Origin of the sequence: Meiothermus hypogaeus, from assembly GCF_003574035.1 — a bacterium.
Lineage (GTDB): Bacteria > Deinococcota > Deinococci > Deinococcales > Thermaceae > Meiothermus > Meiothermus hypogaeus.
In genome coordinates this window covers 24314-46309 of sequence record NZ_QWKY01000007.1, presented here as the reverse complement: position 1 = coordinate 46309, position 21996 = coordinate 24314, and the positions used below count along the sequence as shown (strand labels likewise).

The window sequence follows — 21996 nt, the reverse complement described above, 5'->3', positions numbered from 1 at the left end:
GGGGGCATTCATGATTTCAAAAGGGCCAGCACTGCGCGACCAGGTCTATAGCCATATCCGTGACCGCATTGTCAGCGGTACCCTCGAGCCAGGCCGGGTGATTGTCGAGGTAGAACTGGCTGCCGAACTCAACGTCAGCCGCACCCCTGTCTCCAACGCCCTGGTCATGCTTAAGGAGCGGGGCCTCCTCGAGGACGATGGGGGCAAGTTGAAGGTGCCCATCCTGAAGCTCGAGGACGTGATTAACCTGTACTGGTGTCGCATGGCCCACGACGGTCTGGCCTCGCGGCTGGCCGCTGAACGCATCGGCGCCAAAGACCTTAAGCAGCTCGAGACCTATCTGCGGGCCTGGGAAACCCCCGAGCGCGAGGACGATCTTTCGGCCTTGTGGGTGAGCGATCTCAACTTTCATCACCTGATCTACCGGGTTGCAGGCAACCGTCACCTCCTGCGCTTCTCTGAACTGACCACCGAGTTGGTCTCGGTCTACCGCCGCAACACCATCCGCCGCATGACCGACCCCACGAGCGGAACCAACCGCTCCCGCAATGACGTACGGGCCGAACATGAGGCTATCTACGAGGCCATTGCTAGCCGGAACCCGGATGCAGCTGAAGAAGCCGCGCGTTTCCACATTCGGATGGTCATTCAGCATCTGGAGCAGGCCGATCTGGTCATCCAGCCCGAGCAGGTGGGGCTATGAGCAAGCGCCCGGAAGGCTGGCTCGAGGGCAAGGTGGCAGTGGTGACCGGAGCCGCGAATGGCATGGGTCGCGCTACAGCAGTCCTGTTCGCCCAGGAGGGCGCGAAGGTTGTCCTGGGCGACGTGGACAAGAAAGGGGGTCAAAACGCTGTCGAAGAAATCAAAGACCGCGGCGGTGAGGCTGCCTTCGTGGCCTGCGATGTGAGCAAAGAGGCCGAGGTGATTCGGCTCATCGGCACGGCCAAACGCAAGTATGGTGGACTAAACACCATCTTTAACAACGCCGGGATCGAACAACCCGTTACCCCCAGCCACGAAGTGAGCGAGGAGCTGTTTGACCGGGTGATTGCCATCAATCTCAAGGGCACCTTTTTTGGCTGCAAACACGCCATCCCACTGCTGCGCCAGGCCGGGGGCGGCACCATTGTCAACAACTCCTCGGTCAGCGCCTTTGCCAACGTGGGGGGCAACATCAGCTACGGTGCATCCAAGGGGGCCATCATGTCCCTGACCCGGATTCTAGCCATCGAATACGCCCGTGAGAACATCCGTGTGAACGCCATCTGCCCTGGGGTAATCGATACCCCCATGAACCAGCGTAACCTGGAAAAGGCTGCCGACCCGGATGCAGTGCGCGAAAAATGGATGGCCGTCACCCCCCTGGGGCGCATGGGTACCCCAGAGGAAGTGGCCCGCACGGTGCTTTATCTGGCATCGGAGATGAGCTCTTTCACTACCGGCATTGGACTGCTGATTGACGGTGGAAGGGTGGCGACTTGAAGCGACTTCTGCACAAGGTCTGCCTTGTTACGGGCGCAGCCCGTGGCATAGGACGGGCGGTGGCACGGGCCTATGCCGCCGAGGGGGCCATCGTGTACGGGGCGGATGTGGTGGCCGATGAACTCGAGGCTGAGATGAAAGCCCTGCGCGACCAGGGGTTTTGGGCTGTGGCCGTTCCGACCGATTTAATGAAGCCGGATGAGATCACCGCCCTGGTGGACCGGGTGGTAGCTGACCAGGAGCGGGTGGACGTACTGGCCAACGTTGCCGGGGTGATTGAGCTCAAGCACCTCGAGGAAACCACCCTCGAGGACTGGGAGACCATTCTGAATATCAACCTCCGCGCACCCTTCCTCACCTGCAAGGCCGTGGCCCCGGTGATGAAGCGCCAGCGCTCCGGCTCCATCATCAACGTTTCCAGCCGTGCGGGTGTGATGGGTTTTGCCGACGAGGTTGCCTACTGCGCCTCCAAGTGGGGCCTTGAGGGGCTATCGCGCTCGATTGCTCTGGATCTGGAGCGCTTTGGCATTGCGGTCAACACCCTCACCCCGGGAACCCCTACCCAGACCGCTATGAGCGAAAAAACCTACTCCGAGGAGACCCGCAAAATCTGGCGCGATCCCGCCGAGATTACCCCGGCCTTCGTGCACCTGGCCCTACAGACCCCCCAGGGCATCCACAACCGGTATGTGAACGCCTGGGCGCTTTCGCAGCAGTTGAAGGGGCTTGAGGAGACGACATGAAAGCCTTCATGGTCGGTCAAATCCTGGATGGCAACGGGGGCAAGCCGCTGATGAATGGGGTACTGCTCGAGCACGAGGGTCGCATCGTGGGCCTTGGCTCCAGGGGAGCGGTCTCGATTCCCGAGCAGGCCCGGGTGATTGAAGCACCCCAGGCTACCTTACTCCCCGGCCTGATGGACAGCCACGTCCACCTGGCCTACAGCGGTTCCCCCAACGTGGGGGCCTTGCGCAGCGAGGTCAGCGAGCAGTCCTATCCCCTGCTGGCCCTCCGTGCAGCCCGGCACGCCCTGGAGACCTTGCAGTGGGGCTTTACCGCCGTGCGCGACCTTAACGCTCCTGGGGGGGTGATTATTGATCTGGCTAAAGCCATCCACCTTGGCTACGTACAGGGTGCCAGGATCAAGGCTTGTGGGCTGGGTCTGAGCGTCACGGGCGGGCACATGGATCCGCCCGGTTGGGGCGACCATGTGCACCTCGAGGCCATGTCCCTGCCTTGCAATGGCGCCGAGGCCTTCCGGCAAGGGGTACGCGAGCAGGTTAAGCGGGGGGCCGACTTCATCAAGATTAACCTGTGCGTGAGCTCGAGGCGCAATCTTTCCACGCCCTACCGCCAGGAGATGACCGACGAGGAGATCTTCGCTGCCATCGACGAGGCGCATCGCCTCGAACGCAAGGTTGCCGCCCACACCTCGGGCGGCCCAGCCATCACCAAGGCGGTGAAGTGGGGTCTGGATACTGTTGAGCACGGCCACTGGGTGGATGAGGAAACCGCTGACCTGATGGCCGAAAAGGGGGTCTACTACATCCCCACCCTGCTAGTCAACGAGCGCAACTTCGACTTTACCCCCGAGCAAATGGGTATGTCCAGGCAAGCCTGGGCCTGGCTGGAGAAAGCGCGAGAGGACAAGTGGCAGAGCCTCGAGCGGGTACGCAAAGCTGGGGTCAAGATCGGCTGCGGCACCGATGCGGGTTTTATGCTGCCACACGGGGCAATGAACGCCCGAGAACTCGAGCTGCTGGTTCGGGGGGGCTTGACCCCCCTGGAAGCCATCACCGCTGCCACCCGAACCAATGCCGAGCTGATGGGACTGGACGAGGTAGGGGTGCTGGCGGCGGGCAAGGTAGCCGACCTGCTGCTGGTGGACGGGAACCCGCTCGAGGATATCCGGGTCCTGCAAAAACAAGAAAAGCTGCGGGTATTCAAGGACGGCGCGGAAGTCAGCCGCCCCGATCTGCGGGCCCGCTGGTCGGGCGCGGAGGGAGTATTGGCATGAACGGCGAAGCCACCCTGCAAAAAGTCTTCGATTACATAGATGCCCGTGCCGAACAAGCCGTGGAGGACTTGCGTACCCTCCTGCGTCAACCCTCGGTGAGCGCCCAGAACATCGGCCTGGCCGAGTGTGCCCGGTTGTTGCGGGACTTGATGCAGAAAAACGGTGTACAGGATGCAGAAATCCTGCCCACCGAGGGGGGCCCGGAGGTACTGCTGGGGACAGAAAACGCCCTCCACCCTAACGCGCCAACCTTGCTCTGTTACGGCCACTACGATGTGCAACCCCCGGAGCCACTGGAACTATGGCACTCCGACCCCTGGGGGGCCGAGGTGCGGGAGGGGGTGATCTATGCCCGTGGGGCCACCGATAACAAAAGCGGCTGCCTGGCTTTCGTGGAGGCGGCCAGGGCCTACCGAGCGGTAGCGGGCGGTACGCCAGTGCGCCTGCAGTACCTGTTCGAAGGTGAAGAGGAGATTGGCTCCCCCCACCTGGAAGATTTCGTTTGGAAGCACAAAGACCGGCTCCACTGCGATGCCTCCATTGGGCTCGACGGCGGCGTGAACCGCACCTCGCTGCGCCCCGAGGTACACCTGGGTATCAAGGCCATCCTTTATGTCGAGTTGCGCTGTAAAACCCTCAAACAGGACACCTGGTCGGGGCGGGCCCAGATGCTGCGCTCAGCCCCCTGGCGTTTGATTGAATGCCTCACCTCGATTGCCGACCCGGCCACGGGGGTTATCAAGGTAGAGGGCTGGTACGACACGCTAATCCCGCCCGACGAGTGGGATCTGGAGTTCCTGCGCGACGAGCTACAGTACTTCAACCGGGCCGAGTTCATGCGGCAGATAGGGGCCCGGCACCTCTCTACCGACGACGATTTTGAGCTACTAAAACGGGCCCACTATGGCGCAAGCGCCAACATCTGCGGCTTTGGCTCGGGCTATACCGGCGAGGGTTCTAAAACCATCGTGCCCGCCGAGGCTGTTGCCAAAATGGACTTCCGCTGCCCGCCGGGCCTCGAGCCCGCCGAGCAGTTCAAAAAGCTGCAAAGGCACCTCAAGAAACACGGCTTCGATGACATCGAGCTGATCCTGATCAACGCCCGCAAGAACCCGTACAAGGTCTCCTCCCGCGAGGCCATCGCCCAGGCCACCTTCCGTGCCGCCGAGCGGGTGTTCGGCACCCAGCCCATCGTCCACGGGGTCAGCATCCAGGGTCTGATCATGCTGGCCATTCCCCACCCCGCCGTGCTTTCCGGCTTTGGCGCACCCGAGAACAACCTGCACGGCCCCAACGAAAACATGCCCATCGTCCGCTACATCCAGGGCATCAAGTACGCTGCCGCAATCTATCACGAGTACGCCGTGGAGATGGCCAAGAGGAAACCATGACCCAGTACCTCATCCGCCGCGTATTTCAGCTGATTCCGACCTTTATCGGGGCCACGCTTCTGGCATTCATCATTATCCAGCTCACACCCGGCGACTTCACCGACCGATTTGCCCTCGACCCCAACGCCGATGCCGAGCAGTTGCGGCGTTTGCGCGAAAACTTCGGCCTGGACGACCCCATCCTGGTGCAGTATTTCAAGTGGATGTGGGGCATCATCACTGCCGGATATCTGGGCGAATCGTTCACCTACCGCGCACCCGTCACTGAGATCATCGTTCCCCTGATCATCAACAGCTTCACCCTGGTACTGATTTCACTCGTACTGACCTACTTGCTGGCCATCCCGATCGGAATCTACCAGGCCGTAAACCAGTACAAGCTGGGCGATCAGGTCTGGTCTTTCTTTGCCGTGGTGGGGCTGGCGATTCCCAACTTCTTTTTTATCTTGCTGCTGATTGTCGGCGTTCTGTTTTTGCAAGGCCCATTGCGCGAGGTAGCCCAGGGCAATGCCTGGTACAAGCCCATCCTGGATTTCCTTAGCTACGACCTGAGAAACGGGCTTTTGTTTCCGGTGGGCGGAATGCGAACCACCGAAATTTACGATAGCCTCTCCTGGTGGCAGCAGGTGGGGGATCGGCTGTGGCACCTGGTCTTACCCACCCTGGTGATTACTACTGCTGGACTCTCGAGCCTGGTCCGCGTGGTGCGCGGTCAGGTGCTGGACTTCTTGCAATCAGACTTTGTACGCACCGCCCGTGCTAAAGGTCTATCCGAGCGGGTCGTGATCTACAAGCACGTGCTTCGCAACGCCATCAGCCCGGTGATTTCGGGCATCGGCACAGTGTTGCCGGAGTTGGTGACCGGGGCCGGTTTGGTGGAGTTTGTTTATCGCTGGCCGGGCATTACGCCGGGTTTCGTGATTGCCATTCAGCAGAAAGACCTTTACGTGGTGATGGGCCTATTGGTGCTATCGGCCATCTTGTTGATGATCGGGAACTTGATTTCCGATGTGTTGCTGGCGTTGGTGGATCCAAGGATTAGGTACTCCTGATGAGCGAGCCCATGACTTCCAGTTCTACTCCGCTACGCACGCTCTCGCGGGGCCAGGTGGTACGGTTACAGTTCCGCAAACACCGCCTGGCAATGGTCAGCCTGTGGGTGCTGGGCATCCTGTACGTGCTGGCCGCCTTTGCCGACTTCATTGCACCTTACGGGGAATCGGAGTCGTTTTTTCGGGGAGCCATTGACCGCAGCTTTGCACCGCCCACCCGGATTCACTGGCGCGACCCCGAAACCGGCGCTTTGACACGGCCTTTCGTTTACAACGTGCGCAGTGAGATCAACCTTGATACCCTTCAGTTCGAGTTCAAAGAAGATACCAGTACCCGCTATCCCCTCCGTTTCTTTACCCAAGGGCAACCCTACGTACCCTTCCCGTTCAATCTGATTCCCCAGACCTGGCGCAACACCTGGGGCTTCAACCCCACCCTCACCCTCCGGCTGTTCGGGGTGGACAAGCCCGCCACCATCTTCCTGTGGGGGGCCGATCGGCTAGGGCGCGACGTGTTTGGGCGCATTCTGTTTGGAGCCCGCATAACCCTTACCATCGGGATTTTTGCGGCGGTGCTGGCCCTGGTGGTGGGGCTGGTACTGGGCGCGATAGCGGGCTACTATGGCGGCTGGCTCGACGACCTCATCATGCGGGTGGTGGAGGTGCTGTCCACCATTCCAGCGCTGTTCTTGTTGTTGGCGCTGCGGGCACTCTTTCCGCTGGACGCAAAGTCAAGCGTGGTGTTTTTTGTGGTGATCCTGATTCTGGGGTTAATTCGCTGGGGTGGGGTAGCCAGGGCGGTGCGTGGGCAGGTGCTAAGCCTGCGCGAAGAGGACTATGTGATGGCCGCTCGAGGGCTGGGCGCCAACGATGTGCGCATTATTTTCCGTCATGTTCTGCCCGCCACCGCCAGCTTTGCCATCGTCAGTTTTAGCCTGCTCATTCCGGGTTTCATCCTGACCGAATCGGGGCTATCGTTTCTGGGTCTGGGTATCTCCGATCCCAACGCTAGCTGGGGCCTGATGCTGGCAGTGGCTCAGGAAGGTGGGATGCAGACTTTCACCAGCAGGCCCTGGATGCTCATTCCAGGCTTGTTCATCTTCATCACAGTGCTGGCTTTCAACTTTATTGGCGACGGCTTACGCGACGCGCTAGATCCCAAGGCGAGGAGAGGATAAGCATGATCATTGCGTCCAGTAGAAAAGACAAACCTCCATGAAGTCCTACACGCCTTATGCGCAATAGATGCATCTTCGACAGTTATGAGGTCGTTTTTCCAGGAGGCAGGCATGCGTAAACTCAAGTGGTTGGTTTTGGTTTTGGTAGTTTTGGTGGTGGCCGGAGCACTGGCTCAACCGCTGGTTCGTCCCGCACGGTTTGGGGGGGCTGGCAACGCACAGATGGGTGGAACGCTCACCTATGGTCTGGTAGGGTTGCCCCCGACCTTCAATCCCTTTACTGTACAGTCGCTTTCCGATACCTACATTCAGTACCTGTGGTACCCCCAACTAGTACAGTTCAATGCGGCCAGTGGGCAGTATGAGTGCTACGTCTGTGTCAATTTCCAGCAACGGGGCCTCGATGTCACCTTTACCATTCGCAGCGGCATCCAGTGGTCGGATGGGCGTCCGCTGACTGTCGATGACATCCTTTATAGCGCCGAGCTACACGCCAATCCGCAGATCAACTCGCGCCAACGCAGCCTGTTCACCCAAAACGGCAGGCCACTCCGCTGGACTCGAGTAGACGGAAACACCCTTCGCTTAACCCTGAATGCTCCAGATGCAGCTGTCCTTGACCTGGCCACCTGGCCCATCGTCCCACGCCATATCTGGCAACCCATCTTCGAGCGAGGTGGTGCAGCAGCCGTGAACGGTGCTTATACCGTCAGCACGCCGCCCGCTCAGATTGTGGGCGCAGGCCCCTTCCTGGTTGAAGCCTATCGCCCAGGCGAGGAGATGGTACTGCGCAAGAACCCCAACTACTGGGCGGTGGACGAGCGAGGCAATAAGTTGCCCTATCTGGATCGCATTATCGCCCGCAACTATGCCGATACCAATGCGCGTCTGGCGGGCTACATCGCTGGGCAGCTCGATTATTTCCAGCCCTTGACCATTGACGAGGTGCAGGGGGTACGACAGGCCATTAGCGCAGGTCGCCTGGATGCTGAGTTGAAGGTCAACATTACCCAATCGGCAGTGACCAGTACCATCTTTTGTAACTTCCAAAACCCCGACCCCTTCAAGGCTCAGCTCTGCCGCAACGTTAATTTCCGCCGGGCACTCTCGCACCTGGTAGATCGCGAAACCATCTTGCGGGTGGGGCTGGGTGGGCTGGGCCGCCCCTTGTATGGCCCCATCAGTTCAGGCAATACCCGCTGGTATAACCCCAGTGTCTTCGTGGAAGGCCGTACCCAGTTTAGCTATAACCCCCAGCGCGCCGCCGAGCTGCTGCGCGGGCTTGGCTTTACCCGGCGCAATGCCCAGGGCTTCTTGATTGACGCCCAGGGCCGCACCATAAAGATGAACGCGCTAGTGGTCTCGACCGAAGCCCTGCAAAAAGTGGCCGCTCCCATCGTTATTGAAGATATGCGCAAGGCTGGAATTGATGCCAGCTTCACCGTGGCCGACAACGGCAGCGTGATCAACCCCGCCCTGCGCAACTTCAACCCCGATGGCACCCGCAACTTCGACCTCTCCTTCACCGATTTCGGTGGGGTGTTTGACCCCCCCACCCGTCGCAACCTCTACAATCTGAACGGAGTAGCCCACCTCTGGAATCTGAACCGTCCGGGGCAGCTCCGCCCCGACCGCCCCGAGACCTTCGAAATCCTGCTGGACAAACTGGTCTCCGACGGTCTGGCTACCACCGACTCGGCCCAGCGTAAGGCCATTTATGACCGCTTTCAGGCTGTGGCTGCGGAGAACCTCCCGCTCGTTTATCTGTACACCCGTGGTCTTCACGTCTCCTATAAGAAGCGGGTAGGCAATACCCAAGACCAATTGCAAGATCCCATCGGCGCTTTCCAGAGCACGGCCAACGGCTATCTGGGTGAAGGGATCAACTTCCTCGATACCATCTTCGTGCGGGGGAACTAAACCATAGCGGCGTCTAGGGTCAAGAGCCAGGGGACGAAAAAAGTTTTTCAACGCTTGTCTCTTGACTCTAGATAGCTGCCAGGAGGCTACGTGTCTACATCCTCTACCCGATACCGAATAGCCGATCGGGTCGTTCACAAAGACGAGTCCATCCGCACCAGGATGCTGGGCATTGCAGCCGGGTTGGAAGGTGTGATTGCAATGGGGCGGGGCGACCCCGACCTGGACACCCCCAGGCATATTGTAGAGGCGGGCCAGAGGGCTTTGGCGGCTGGAGCCACCCACTACACCGCGCCCCAGGGAATGCCTCAGTTGCGTGCGGCCATCTGTGAAAAACTCGAGCGGGAAAATCACCTGAACTATACCCCCGATGAAATCATCGTCACTGCCGGAGCCCAGGAAGGCATCTATGTGGCCATGCTGGCCCTGATCAACCCAGGAGACGAAGTGCTGGTTACTTCGCCTGGTTACACCTCTTACAACCAGGCCATCGAGTTGGCGGGGGGGGTGGTGGTTCCGGTCAACGTTTACCAGAAGGATAACTTCGCCCTGACCGCAGAAGCCGTAAAGGCCAGGATTACCCCCAAAACCCGGATGCTATGCTTGATGAACCCATCCAATCCAACGGGTTCGGTCACACCCAAAGCCGAGGTGGAGAAGCTGGCTCAGCTGGCCAAAGAGCACGATCTGATCGTGATCTCAGACGAGATTTATGAACGTCTGGTGTTCGATGGGCATAGCATCACTTCAGTCGCCAGCTTGCCCGGCATGAAAGAACGTACCCTCACCCTGAATGGGTTCTCGAAGGCCTACGCCATGACCGGCTGGCGCATCGGCTACCTGGCAGCCCCCAAGGAGCTCGCTGTACCGATGAACGAAATCCACCACGGCATCAGTATCTGCGCCCCCGCCGCCAGCCAGCACGCGGCTCTAGCTGCCCTTCAGGGCTCGCAGGACTGCGTAGAGGAGTACCGGCAGATTTTTGCGGAGCGTCGTAGGTATTTCCGCACAGTGCTGGACAGCCTGGGTTTTACCTATGGTGAGCCGCAGGGGGCTTTTTATCTCTATACCAACGTCTCCTCGACGGGTCTAGGGGCGGGCGAGTTCTGCATCCGGCTGCTACAAGAAGCCCGGGTGATGATCTTCCCGGGAACCCTCTTCGGCGACCACAACGACTACTTCGTACGGATTTCGCTGCTGCAACCGATGGCGAAGCTCGAGGAAGCCGCTGACAGAATGGCCAAGGCGGTGAAGACGCTGAGAACAGAGGACTGACAGAGAGCACTTTATTGGTTTTGGCCATCCGTCCTGTGCTTTTTGCTCTGTGCTAACTACTATGGACAACCCCCAGGTGCTTTCCATCAAACACATGGCCTTCGCGGTGCGTGACGCACGAAAGGCCCTTGAGACCTACTGGCGATTTCTGGGCGTACCCGCAAACACCGAAATCAAGGAGTATCCCAGGTCGCGCAACAAAGTAGCCCTTTTTACCCTTGGTGGTATTGAGTACCAGCTCTGCCAGAGCATGGACGAGGGTGGGCGTTTTGATGAATGGATCAAACAGCGTGGCCACGAAGGGCTGCACCACATCTGCTACGAGGTACGCGACCTGGACAAGGCCCTCGAGCACGCCCTGGCCAACGGCGCCCAACTCCGCATCTGCAAGGCCTGTGGGGTCTATGGCAAACATCCTCACCCTGAGGGCTTCATCGCTTTTCTGGATAACGACGCCGCCGGAGTCGAGATCGAGTTCATGCAGGTGTACACCGAGGCAGAACTCAAGGAGTACAAGAAGGTACAGGGCATCTAGCAGAGGGCAAAGAGCAGAAGGTAGAGGGCAGCAAACGCACTGATCATTAATAGCTCTCTGCTCTCAGCCCTAGGCGCTCTGCCAAGTGGAGGCAACATGGGTGCAATCAAAGTAGGGACAGCCAAGGCCAAACCGGGTACATCAGCTACCGGGATTATTGCTGTTCCGGGCAGCAACGTGGAGATTCCGGTCATCGTGATCAATGGGGTCAAGGATGGGCCTTGCTTATGGATAGATGGGGCCATCCACGGCGACGAACCCGAAGGCCCGCTGATGTGCCACATTCTGCGGCGTGAGGTAAACCCGGAGAAGCTAGCCGGGGCGTTGGTGCTGATTCCGGTTATCAACACACCTGCCTTTGAAGCCGCTTCGCGGGGCAATCCGCTCGATACCTTCAGCTACGACATGAATCGCATCTACCCCGGTCGAGCCAACGGATATTTTTCCGAACGGGTGACCTGGGCGCATAAGGAGTGGATGGTCAAGGTAGCCGACCTCGAGCTGTCCATTCACTCGGGCGGCGCCCACTCTTACCTCTCGGAGACCATCTTCGCTACCGAGGATGACAAATCTCAGGAGCTAGCCAGGGCCATGGGCGAGGGCTGGGATCTGGTGCTCAAAAGCTTCCTACCCAAGGGCAACCCCATGGCGGTCATGCTCGAGGTGGGCAAGACTGGCATCACCGTGGAGTTGGGCGGGCGTAGCGCCACCTCCCCCCAGGCCTTCCACCGGGTAGGGCGAATCCTGGCCGATGCAGCCCTCAACGTGATGCGTCACTACAAGATGATTGCAGGCAAGCCCAAGTATGCCAGGCCTCGCTACACCGGTGTGCAGCATGCCCTGCTGGCCCCCAGCAGCGGCCTGTTTGTGGCCGAACCCGACATCCAGTTCAAAAAACCTATGAAGAAGGGAGACAAGATCGCCACCATCTACAACCTCTTTGGGGACGTTTTGGACACTCTTCATGCCCCTACCGACGGGCGCATTTTCGGACTGCGGGCGTTGCCCAACGTGACGATGGGGGATTGGTGCTGCTTCTACGCCGAAGTGCAAGGGACACTGGATTAGCGGAGAGCAGAGAACGAAGAGCAGAGAGCAATCTTCTTCTTGGCCCCCGGCTCTCTGACCCGAACCCTCTGCCAACTACACGTCATGAGCGAATTGATCGAACTCCTAAAAGCATTGATCGAGATTCCCTCACCCAACCCACCGGGTGACCACCGGGCCATTGCAGAATTTGTGGCGCAATGGCTACGGGATGTGGGGGCCGAGGTATCGGTACTCTCTCCCACGGAAAAACCAGACGCCCGGAGTGTGGTTGCGGTGATTGGATCGGGTGATCCGGTCATTATGCTGCACGCCCATATTGATACGGTGCCGGTAGGCGAGAGCGAGGCAGCAGCTTGGTCGAGCGACCCCTTCAGAGCGGTTGAGCGCAACGGACGGCTTTATGGCAAGGGCAGTGTGGATGATAAAGGCCCTTTAGCAGCAATGATGATTGCCTTCAAGAAATTGGCCCTATCGGGACACTCGGGAACCCTGGTACTGGTGGGAGCGGCGGAAGAAGAGGTGGGTGGGCAGCTGGGAACCCGCTGGCTGGCCGATGCAGGACATTTACCGCAGTGCGATTTCATCATCGTTGGGGAACAAACCTTCAACCGGGTGGCTACTGCTCACAAGGGGGTTATGCGGGCCACCATTCGCACCACCGGGCACAGTGTGCATGCCACCAACCCTGACCGTGGGGTTAATGCCATCAACGCGATGGCCCGGGTGGTGCTGGCGTTAGAAAACTACCACCACGAGCTCTCCCAACGAGTCCACCCGCTGGTAGGTGTACCCACCTGCAACGTGGGGGTGATTCAGGGAGGCTCGACCGCCAACGCAGTGGCCGATCAGTGCATGATTCGCCTGGATCGTCGGGTGATTCCTGGTGAAAAACCCGAAGTGGTGCAGGCAGAGCTTCGAGCCGTCGTAGATTCCATGGAGCTAGCACCAGCCACCGTGGAGGTAGGAGAGTTCTTATACTCCAGCCCCTTCGAGTCCAAGCTACAGACCTCGCTTGGAAAAGCTTTTTTGGAGTGCTCGAGCAGCCTCACCCAGGCCCCTGCCGAGCCCGTCGGCTACCTACCCGGTAGCGATGCCAAACACTTGATAGGGCTGGTGCGCGGCGACATGGTGATTTTTGGGCCGGGTAGCTACGAGGTAGCCCATGCCTACGACGAATACGTGGATATTGGGGAACTTGAACAATGTGAGGCTGTCATCTCTAAGTTTCTGCAACAGGTAATGCAGGTGGGGGTAGAACGCCATGCGTGAGCCCTTCATCTATCAAATCGTTAGCCTCGCAAAGGTGCAGGCATTCTTCCAAAACCCGAAACGAGGCAACCATGATTGACCTTCTGATACGCGGCGCGGCGGTCATCACCCCCGAAGGCCAGCAACGGCTGGATGTGGCAGTACAGGGCGATAAGATTGCTGCACTGCTGGAACCGAATACCCCCACCGAGGCCAAGGAAGTGGTGGATGCAACCGGAAAACACCTGCTACCAGGAGCTATTGACATCCATTTCCACGTCCGTGCACCAGCCTACCCCGTTCGGGGCACCTGGGAGAGCGAGACCCGGGCCGCTGCCGCTGGGGGCGTGACCACCGTCTTCGAGATGCCTATCTCCAAGCCCTGCTGCGCCACCCCGGAAATCTTCGTGAACCGCCGCGAACAGGGCAAGCGCGAGGCAGTGGTGAACTTCGCCCTCTATGGCGCGCCCGGGATGTTGAGGGCCGAGCTGGTGCAAGGTATGGCCGCTGAAGGGGCCATTGCCTACAAAATCTTTACCACCGACCCGGTGCCAAACCGGCTGGATGAGTTCGAGGGGCTGTGTGTGCCGGAGGAGTGGCAGCAACTACGGGCGCTCGAGCTGGTGAAGGAAACCGGCTTGGTCACGGTGGTACACGCCGAGAGTCAACCCCTGATGAACCACTACACCGCCTTGGTGAAAGCCACTGGACGTAACGATGCTTCCACCCATGGCGAGTCCCGACCGCCGGTAGTGGAGGCACTGGCCATCAGCAAGATTGCCACCCTCAACGACCTGGTGGGCACCAAACTGCACATCGCCCACGTGACCTCCAAGCACGCTCTACAAACCCTGCGAAAGTGGCAAGGCCACCAGGACATCAGCGGCGAGACCTGCCCACAGTACTTGCTCTTCACCGAGCAAGCCCTGGCCGATTTTGGCAGCTACGCCAAGATTAACCCGCCGCTTCGCACGCCTAGCGATATTGAGGCTCTCTGGGAAGGCATACGAGATGGCTCACTGATTTCCGTCACCACCGACCATTCGCCCTTCACCGTGGAGGAAAAGGAGCGTGCCCGCGCCGACATCTGGGCTGCACCACCGGGCGCACCCGGAGTGGAGTTCCTGGTACCCATGATGCTGGATGCAGCCGCAAGGGGCCTTGTGACCCTCGAGCAGGCCGTAGCCCTGATCAGCTCCAATGGGGCCAAACGCTTTGGTATATACGGGCGCAAAGGCCTGATTGCCAAGGGGGCAGACGCCGACCTGACCCTGGTGGATTTGCAGGCCAAAACGGTGGTAGACCGGGCCAGGGAGTTCAGTCAGTCACGCAACACTGACTACTTTTTCCATGGCAAAACTTTTCAAGGGAGGGTAGTGCGCACCATAGTCAACGGCAAGACGGTGTTCTTGGATGGTGAAGTTCTGGGTAAGCCGGGGGATGGGAGGTTTGTACGGCCTTGAACAACTTCCCCCCCGCCCGCCCCTTCCCCGCACGGGGGGCAAGGGTTCTGTTCACAGGTGCGGGTGGGTTTGTTGGGCGGGCGGTGACGAGGCACCTTGAAGATGCGGGCTACGTGGTTGAGGCTTGTGATTTGCAAGGTGCGCCTCGAGTCCTGGACGTGCTCGACAAACAGGCTTTGCTCGAGGCCACCCAGGAGGCCAAGCCCCACGCCTTCATGCACGCTGCCGCACTCACTTCGGGTGAAGACTTGCAGGTAATCAAGGTCAACGTTCTGGGGACTTTGAATGCCTTGGAGGCCGCTAGAGCTGCAGATGTTCGACACTTCATTTATTTCAGTTCGTGCGGGGTCTACGCACCTTCGAGCAAGCCCATAGACGAGTCGGGTATAACCACGACCACCCATGCCTATGCACTCTCAAAACTTCTGAGCGAGCAAGCCGTGAAACTGGGTAAAGCTTTAATGACCGCTTGGCTCTTGCGCATAGACGCGGTATACGGCCCTGGCGAACAGCCATCCGCAACACGAAGCCGCACCTCGGTTGTTCATCAGATTGCCGAGTCCATCCACACGGGGCAAAACCTGAGGCTCAAATGTGCCCCATACGACGTATATAACTGGCTTCACACCAAAGACTTAGCACGGTTACTCTCGGTCATCATCAAGCATCCCGCAGACAGTGTGACCCGCCTCTACAACGTCGCGGGGCCAAGCATCTCTGTCGCCGATTTGGTGAGCACTTTTCAGGCCCTCAAATCAGAAATTGATTTGGAGAAGCTGCTCGAGTACAGCCCCAACCCGCCCCCACGACACGGGGTGATTGACAGCTCAAAGATAAAGAGAGAACTTGGTTTTTCGCCAACTGTAAGCCTAGAAGATGGTCTCAACGATTATTTAGCCCCCTCCCCCATCAAGGGGGAGGGTTGGGGTGGGGGTGAGCCAATCAAACCATGAGCCAGCTTAAGGTTGTTCTTGTCGGGTTGGGCACACGGGGCCGTCACTGGGCGAGGGTGATTGCCGAAAACCCCCGTGCTCGTCTTATTGCTGGGGTTGACCCGAGTGCCGATTCGGTCTCGATTTTGCGCGAGAAGCTGCCGATGTTGGATTTTCCGGTTCTGACCTTTAATGAAGCCCTGGCCTTGCAGCCCGACCTGGTAGTGCTGTCCACCCCGCCCAGCGTCCATCTCGAGCAAATCACCGCCTGTGCCGAGCGGGGCCTACCAGTGCTATGCGAGAAGCCGCTGGCGCTCGATTTTGACACCGCCAGGGCCTGTGTCGAAGTCGCTGAAAAAGCCGGGGTTTTGCTGGGTATCGGGATGAACTTTCGTTACCTGGAAACCACCCGGGCTGCCCGCGAGATCATCCAGGGTGGCAGGCTGGGGCAGGTCGGCTTCGGGCGCATCAACTACTGGCGCTACCGCGACGGCAAACGGCCACTCCTGAATAAATATCCCCTCACCATGGAACAGCCGATGCTTTTGGAGCAGAGCATCCACCACCTCGACCTAGCCCGCTTCATCTACGGCGTAGAGGTGAAAAAGCTGTGGGCCCGCACTACCAACCCCCCCTGGAGCATGTACCGCTCCGACGCCACAGTAGCGGCCTGGCTCCTTTTCGAGAACCGCTTCGAGTTGCAATACTTCGGCACCTGGATGGGTACCAATAGCAAGAACGAGTTCCAGTGGCGCACCGATGGCAGTGCCGGGATGCTCTTCCAGCGCGACATCTTCCGGGGCCTGGAGTACTGGAAGGCCGGTGCAGCCGAGCCAGAAGAGATTGAACTCGCGCCGCAGGAAGATTTTGTAGACGATACCCGTGGTTTGTTTGACGATTTCCTCAAGGCGGTGCGCGGCGAACCCAGCACCTATCCTTCGGGGCGCGATCACCTAAAAACCATGGTGCTGACCCTGGGATGTGCTGAAAGCTCGAGGCAAGAACGGATGATTGATTTGCTCGAGTACGGAAGGCAACTCGGCATGGAGTCTTGAAATGCTACCGACCTCGCAGTTCATGTCATCAAGAGAGTGTCATTCCAAGGAGGTGGTTTTTGCCGACGAGGAATCCTTTGCTGAGGGGTGGGCAACCCACCGTGCGGTGACTTTGGTGGCACGCTGCAAAGGATTCCTCTCTCTGCTGCACGAACAACGACTCCCTTTGGTCTTTACCGCGCGGAATGACAGGTTAAGTGCAGGGTGGCTTGGCGAGCATGTTTCAAAAACAAACATCGGGAGGCCCAATGATACAGACTGACTTTTCGTCCATGCTCTCGAGGGTTGCGGTGGCCAACCTCGAGCACTCCATCGGCAATCCAGTCAACCCGCGGATGCTCAAGGCCATTCACAACGCCAAAAACCTGGTCAATCTGGGCTCGGGTACGCCCGACCTACCTACCCCTGACTACGTGCTGGATGCCGTGCGCGAGGGGATGACCGGAGGTCTCATCCAGTACACCGCTTATGACGGGATTCTGCCGCTGCGCGAGGCCATTGCCAAGAAGCTCTTCGAGGAGAACGGGCTGGACTACTCGCCCGCCGACATCATTGTGACCCACGGGGCGCAGGAATCCATCTTTGTGATTTGCGGGGCGCTTCTCAACCCTGGCGATGAAGTGATTGTCACCAACCCCTACTACAGTGCCTACAACAACATCGTTGCCCTATCGGGAGGGGTGGCAGTAACGGTTCCGGTCAAGCCAGAAACCGGCTGGTCGTGGGATCTGGAGGCCCTCGAGGCCGCTATCACCGCCCGCAGCAAGATGATCGTGCTGGTATCACCTGACAACCCCACCGGCGCAGTAGTGACCCAAAAAACCATGGAAGCCATTGCAGAGCTTGCCGAGCAATACAACCTGATCGTGGTCTCAGATGAGCTCTACGAAAAGTACCTATACGACGGTGCAGAGCATTTTTCCTTCGCCAGGATCCCCGGTATGAAGGAGCGCACCATCACCGTGAATGGGTTTTCCAAGAGCTTCGGGATGACCGGCTGGCGGGTGGGCTACATCGCGGTTCCGCAGTGGCTCAAACAGGTCGCCACCGAGGTCAAGCACATGCACTCTATCTCCACCGCCGTCCCCTCGCAGCTCGGGGCACTGGCCGCCCTCATCGGGCCAAAGGAACCCTGGCAGGAGCGGCTGAATACCTACGCCGAACGGCGCAGGTATCTGCTTTCGCGCCTGGAAGCAATGAAGCTTCCCTTCATCCGCACCCACGGCAGCTATTACGTGATGGCCGACATACGGGCCAGCGGCATGGACTCCATGACCTTCAGCAGCGCCCTCATCGAGGAGCATAACGTACGGGTAGGGCCTGGGGTGGTCTTCGGCAGTGGGGCCGAAGGCTTTGTGCGCCTGAGCCTGATGTGCCCCCGCCCGCAGATGGACGGGGCACTGGATAGGCTGGCTGATTTCTGGAACCGGTATGTTTAAGGTCAAAGTTAACTGCCCCTCACTCCCAGCCCCTTTCCCAAGGGGAGAGGGGGTCTTATTTAGTTTTGCAAAACAAAATCCCTTATCCCTCGAGCGCTCCGCGCCAGAGAAGGATTGGGATGAGGGATCTTTGGGGGTTGCAAACTTATGAGCGATAAATTTGTCGGTATCCAGATCAGCCCCATCAGCTTCATTGACGAAGGCGTAGAGCCGCTCCTGGACACATTGCAAGGGCGATTTGGCATCAACGTACTCTTGATCGGGACGATTTCCTGGCTGGGGTTGAAGGTGGGGCGGCGGATCAGCTGGAAGCTTGAAGGCTTTCCTGACCACGGTGTACAGGAACCTGACCAGATGAAGGGTGGCTCCTACATCCGGCATCGGCCCGAGTTCTACCGGAACACCAGCATCACCCACTTCGTCAACCAGGACCCTGGCCTGGAAGGCAAGGACATCCTCGAGATGGTCATTCCCGCCGCCAAGGCACGCGGTATGAAAGTGATGCCCGAGGTGATGGAGCCCCTGTTCAAATACGCCGACCACGGCAGTGCCAATACCGTGCAGATTCCCAACATGCCCCAGTACCTTGAAGTTGACCAGTTCGGGCGCATTGGCTCGGAGCCCTCCACCTCCAACCCCCACTACCGCACCTGGCTGCATTCAATCCTCGAGGACTACGCCCGCAACTACGAGATTGACGGCATCATGTGGTGCAACGAGCGCCGCAGCCCGCTGGATAACCTGATTGCGGGCAACCCCGCCAACGACTTTAGCCCGACTGCGCGGCGCGAAGCAATTGAGCGCGGCATTGACGTGGAGCGGGTACTGCTGGCCTTTCGCGAGGTCTATGAGTTCTTCCAAAAGGCCCGCAAAGGCGAGAAGTTTGTGGATGGCTACTTGGTGGAGTTCCTGCGGGTGCTGCTGCGCAACCCCGAAGTGCTGATCTGGGAGCGCTTCTGGCTCGAGCGCAACAAAGACCTCGACCGCGAACTCTACGGTATCGTCAAGTGGTGCAACCCCGACCTGAGCTTCGGGCTGAATGTGTGGAACCGCAATCACCTCAACCCCCTCCGCAAAGCCCAGTGGCCCTGGATCGAGCAAACCCTATACTGCGACTGGGTCAAGCCCATCACCTACCAGCACCAGTCGGGCGGCATCTATAAGCGCGAGATGACCGACTTCCACAAAACCATCCTGCGCGACTTCACCCCCGCGGAGTTCACCCCCATCATGTACCGCATTCTGGGCCTCTCCGAAGCCCCCTGGGAAGAAGTGTTGGAAAACGGTTTCGACCCCGATACCTACGTAGGCGGTCAGACCCGGGACACCGTCGCAGCTGTGCAAGGCCGCGTGCCGGTGTACATGGGCATCGGAGTCGACGCGCCGCGCACCTCGGCCACCCAGGCGGTATGTACGCCCGAAATCGTGTACCGCAGCGTTAAGGCGGCTTACCGCGAGGGTGCCAAGGGAATCGTCTACTCGCCCAACTACGCAGGGATGAACCATACCAACCTGGACGGTGGGGCGCAGGCGTTAAAGGAACTGGGGCTGATGTAGGTATGGCAGAGGGCAGAGGGCAGAGGGCAGAGGGCAAGAAGTGGCAGCTTGCCAAGACGGGGTTTTTTGCGCTTGAAGACCTTGAGATTTATCAATTATCTGTTGAGTTAGCGTATGAAGTTTACAAGCTGGTTAAGAGCTTTCCTGATGACGAAAAATACGCTCTGACCAGTCAACTTAAGCGGGCTTCGACCTCGGTCACGTTGAATATTGCTGAGGGTAGAGGGCGAGGCAGCGACAAAGATTTCGCCAAGTTTCTGTTTCAAGCTCGAGGTTCTCTGCTCGAAGTCGTTGCAGGTTTCCACTTAGCCGAGCGCTTTGGCTACATTCAACGCGACCACACCCAACCCATTTACGCCACCGCTAACGACCTCGCCTCCAAACTCACCGCCTTCATCAAAACCCTAGGAGGCTAGGTTTCGCTTTTTGTCTTTTGGCCCTCTGCCCATTATCACAAGGAGAACCCCCTGAACCCCCCCTTCTACCAACTCATCCAACCCGAGGGCATCTACAAGCCCGCCACCTACAACCACGCCGTGCGGGCGGGCAACACCATTTATGTTGCGGGTCAGGTGGCTCGAGACATAAACGGAAACCTCGTCGCCCCCAACGATGCGGCTGGACAAGCACGGCAGGTGTATCACAACCTGCGGCAGGTGCTCGAAACCGCTGGTGCGAAGCCCGAGCACGTGGTCAAGGTGACCACCTACCTCGTAGACCCCGCCGACTCCAAGGCGGTGAGTGAGGTTCGGCTCGAGTTCTTCGGCGACCACCGCCCACCCCATACAGGCCTGATCGTGGCCGGTCTGGGTAGCCCGGAGGTGAAGGTGGAAGTGGAAGTGATTGCAGTTTTGGAGGAGTGAATGTCTGCCTATACCGAGTTCTCCAACTACATCGCTGAGGTCAACGACCTCCTCAACACCATCTCGATCCTCAACTGGGATGCCCGCACCCAGATGCCTGTGGGCGGCACCGAGACGCGGGGCAAGCAGCTCGCCACTCTGTCGGCCATCGTACAGGAGCGGCTGACCTCGGAACGGCTACAAGACCTGCTGGACAAGGCCGAGGGCGAAGTTGCCAACCTGCCACCCGACGCCACCGAGCGTCGCAGCGTGGCGGCAGTGCGCGAGGCCAGCGACCTCTTCCGCCGCACCCCCCCCGAACTGACCCGCGAACTGGCCCACCTACGCTCGGTAGCGGGCAAGACCTGGGCCGAGGCCAAGGCCAGCAATAACTTTGCTCATTTCGCGCCCGACCTCGAGCGGATGTTCGCCCTCAACCGCGAGTTCGCCCGCGCTATCGGCTACACCGAGCACCCTTACGATGCAATGCTTTCCCTCTACGAGCCGGGCATGACCACCGCCCGCCTGCAAACCCTCTTCGCAGGGCTACGGGCGCGGGTGGTTCCGCTGCTGCGGCAAATTGTGGACTCGGGGCACAAGCCGCGCACCGACTTCCTGGAGCTCCACTACCCCCCCGAGCAGCAAAAGCAGTTCGCGCTCGAGGTAGCCCAGTCCTTTGGCTTCGACCTATCGAGGGGCCGCCTCGACGAGTCGCTGCACCCCTTCGAGATTTCCTTTACCCGGAACGATGTGCGGATGACCACCCGCTACAACCCGCACTTCCTCCCCACTGCCCTTTTCGGGGTGCTGCACGAGGCAGGGCACGCTATCTATGAGCAGAACATCGCACCCGAACTCACCCGCAGCGCTCTTACCTCCGACCTTAAGGGCTTGTACGCAGTGGGCGGGGTTAGCTTCGGGGCCCACGAGTCGCAGTCGCGTCTGTGGGAGAACATCGTGGGGCGCTCCCGCACCTTCTGGCAACACTGGTTGCCACGCTTGCGGGCGTACTTCCCCGAGCAGCTTGCGGGCATTGATACCGAAACTTTTAATCGCGCGGTTAACACCGTCGAGCCCAGCCTGATCCGGGTCGAAGCCGACGAAGTGACCTACAACCTGCACATCATGTTGAGGGTTGAGGTCGAGATGGGGCTAATGGACGGTTCGATGGCCGTGCGCGATCTGCCCGAAATCTGGAACCAGAAGATGCAGGACTACCTCGGCATCACCCCACCCGACGACACGCAGGGCGTACTGCAAGACATCCACTGGTCGCACTCCAACATCGGCTCCTTCCCCTGCTACACCGTGGGCAACATCATGGCCTCACAACTCTACGAGGCAGCAGAACAGCAGATTGAAGGGCTGGAAAACTCACTGGCAGAGGGCAACTATGCACCCTTGCGCGAATGGCTAACCCGGCACGTCTATCGCTTCGGGCGCACCTTCTCACCCGACGAGCTGCTGGCTAAGGCCACAGGGAGAGCGCTGGACGCTGAGCCATACTTGAACTACCTGGAAAGCAAGTTCCGCGAACTGTATGTGCTGAGGGGGTGAGAA

The 21996-nt window shown here is 59.3% G+C and carries 20 protein-coding genes; all 20 read left to right on the top strand.

Annotation, left to right across the window (positions count from 1 at the left end):
- The first annotated feature begins 10 nt into the window (after positions 1-10).
- The 20 genes from Mhypo_RS03230 (at position 11) to Mhypo_RS03135 (ending at position 21993) form a co-directional block, all read left to right on the top strand.
- A complete protein-coding gene (locus tag Mhypo_RS03230) occupies positions 11-703 on the top strand; it encodes a GntR family transcriptional regulator (protein ID WP_170148202.1) in 693 nt (230 codons plus the stop codon).
- Complete coding sequence (locus Mhypo_RS03225) at positions 700-1482, top strand: SDR family NAD(P)-dependent oxidoreductase (protein ID WP_119339872.1); 783 nt, start codon at positions 700-702, stop codon at positions 1480-1482. Before Mhypo_RS03230 ends, Mhypo_RS03225 begins: the two co-directional genes overlap by 4 nt.
- Positions 1479-2225: an SDR family NAD(P)-dependent oxidoreductase gene (locus tag Mhypo_RS03220; RefSeq protein ID WP_119339871.1), complete on the top strand. Its 747-nt coding sequence runs from the start codon at positions 1479-1481 to the stop codon at positions 2223-2225. Before Mhypo_RS03225 ends, Mhypo_RS03220 begins: the two co-directional genes overlap by 4 nt.
- The gene (locus tag Mhypo_RS03215; protein WP_119339870.1) at positions 2222-3499 is read left to right on the top strand and encodes a metal-dependent hydrolase family protein; all 1278 of its coding nucleotides are present in this window, start codon (positions 2222-2224) and stop codon (positions 3497-3499) included. The genes Mhypo_RS03220 and Mhypo_RS03215 overlap by 4 nt, the downstream gene beginning before the upstream one ends.
- Entirely contained in the window at positions 3496-4890 is a 1395-nt protein-coding gene (locus tag Mhypo_RS03210; protein WP_119339869.1) for a M20/M25/M40 family metallo-hydrolase, read from the top strand. Before Mhypo_RS03215 ends, Mhypo_RS03210 begins: the two co-directional genes overlap by 4 nt.
- Complete coding sequence (locus Mhypo_RS03205) at positions 4887-5942, top strand: ABC transporter permease (protein WP_119339868.1); 1056 nt, start codon at positions 4887-4889, stop codon at positions 5940-5942. The genes Mhypo_RS03210 and Mhypo_RS03205 overlap by 4 nt, the downstream gene beginning before the upstream one ends.
- Entirely contained in the window at positions 5942-7120 is a 1179-nt protein-coding gene (locus Mhypo_RS03200) for an ABC transporter permease (protein ID WP_240637090.1), read from the top strand. The genes Mhypo_RS03205 and Mhypo_RS03200 overlap by 1 nt, the downstream gene beginning before the upstream one ends.
- Before the next feature lie 111 nt (positions 7121-7231).
- Positions 7232-9040, top strand: a complete 1809-nt coding sequence (locus Mhypo_RS03195) for an ABC transporter substrate-binding protein (protein ID WP_170148201.1) — start codon at positions 7232-7234, stop codon at positions 9038-9040.
- A 90-nt stretch (positions 9041-9130) separates the two neighbouring features.
- Positions 9131-10315, top strand: a complete 1185-nt coding sequence (locus Mhypo_RS03190) for a pyridoxal phosphate-dependent aminotransferase (protein WP_206074891.1) — start codon at positions 9131-9133, stop codon at positions 10313-10315.
- A gap of 61 nt (positions 10316-10376) precedes the next feature.
- Entirely contained in the window at positions 10377-10850 is a 474-nt protein-coding gene (locus Mhypo_RS03185; RefSeq protein WP_119339865.1) for a VOC family protein, read from the top strand.
- A 96-nt stretch (positions 10851-10946) separates the two neighbouring features.
- Positions 10947-11918: a succinylglutamate desuccinylase/aspartoacylase family protein gene (locus Mhypo_RS03180; RefSeq protein WP_119339864.1), complete on the top strand. Its 972-nt coding sequence runs from the start codon at positions 10947-10949 to the stop codon at positions 11916-11918.
- An 84-nt stretch (positions 11919-12002) separates the two neighbouring features.
- On the top strand, positions 12003-13169 hold the full coding sequence (locus tag Mhypo_RS03175; RefSeq protein ID WP_119339863.1) for a M20 family metallopeptidase: 1167 nt from the start codon (positions 12003-12005) through the stop codon (positions 13167-13169).
- Between the two features lie 71 nt (positions 13170-13240).
- Positions 13241-14611, top strand: coding sequence for a dihydroorotase (locus tag Mhypo_RS03170; RefSeq protein WP_119339862.1), 1371 nt, complete (start codon positions 13241-13243; stop codon positions 14609-14611).
- Complete coding sequence (locus tag Mhypo_RS03165) at positions 14608-15564, top strand: NAD-dependent epimerase/dehydratase family protein (protein WP_119339861.1); 957 nt, start codon at positions 14608-14610, stop codon at positions 15562-15564. The genes Mhypo_RS03170 and Mhypo_RS03165 overlap by 4 nt, the downstream gene beginning before the upstream one ends.
- Positions 15561-16598 (top strand): Gfo/Idh/MocA family protein, encoded by a 1038-nt coding sequence (locus Mhypo_RS03160; protein WP_119339860.1) that lies wholly within the window; start codon positions 15561-15563, stop codon positions 16596-16598. The genes Mhypo_RS03165 and Mhypo_RS03160 overlap by 4 nt, the downstream gene beginning before the upstream one ends.
- Before the next feature lie 248 nt (positions 16599-16846).
- Positions 16847-18037 (top strand): pyridoxal phosphate-dependent aminotransferase, encoded by a 1191-nt coding sequence (locus Mhypo_RS03155; RefSeq protein ID WP_170148199.1) that lies wholly within the window; start codon positions 16847-16849, stop codon positions 18035-18037.
- A gap of 147 nt (positions 18038-18184) precedes the next feature.
- Complete coding sequence (locus Mhypo_RS03150) at positions 18185-19594, top strand: alpha-amylase family protein (protein WP_119339858.1); 1410 nt, start codon at positions 18185-18187, stop codon at positions 19592-19594.
- 2 nt (positions 19595-19596) lie between these two features.
- Entirely contained in the window at positions 19597-20010 is a 414-nt protein-coding gene (locus Mhypo_RS03145; protein ID WP_119339857.1) for a four helix bundle protein, read from the top strand.
- Positions 20011-20061: 51 nt separating this feature from the next.
- Positions 20062-20457, top strand: a complete 396-nt coding sequence (locus Mhypo_RS03140) for a RidA family protein (RefSeq protein WP_119339856.1) — start codon at positions 20062-20064, stop codon at positions 20455-20457.
- Positions 20458-21993, top strand: a complete 1536-nt coding sequence (locus Mhypo_RS03135) for a carboxypeptidase M32 (protein WP_119339855.1) — start codon at positions 20458-20460, stop codon at positions 21991-21993.
- The last annotated feature ends 3 nt before the right edge of the window (positions 21994-21996 follow it).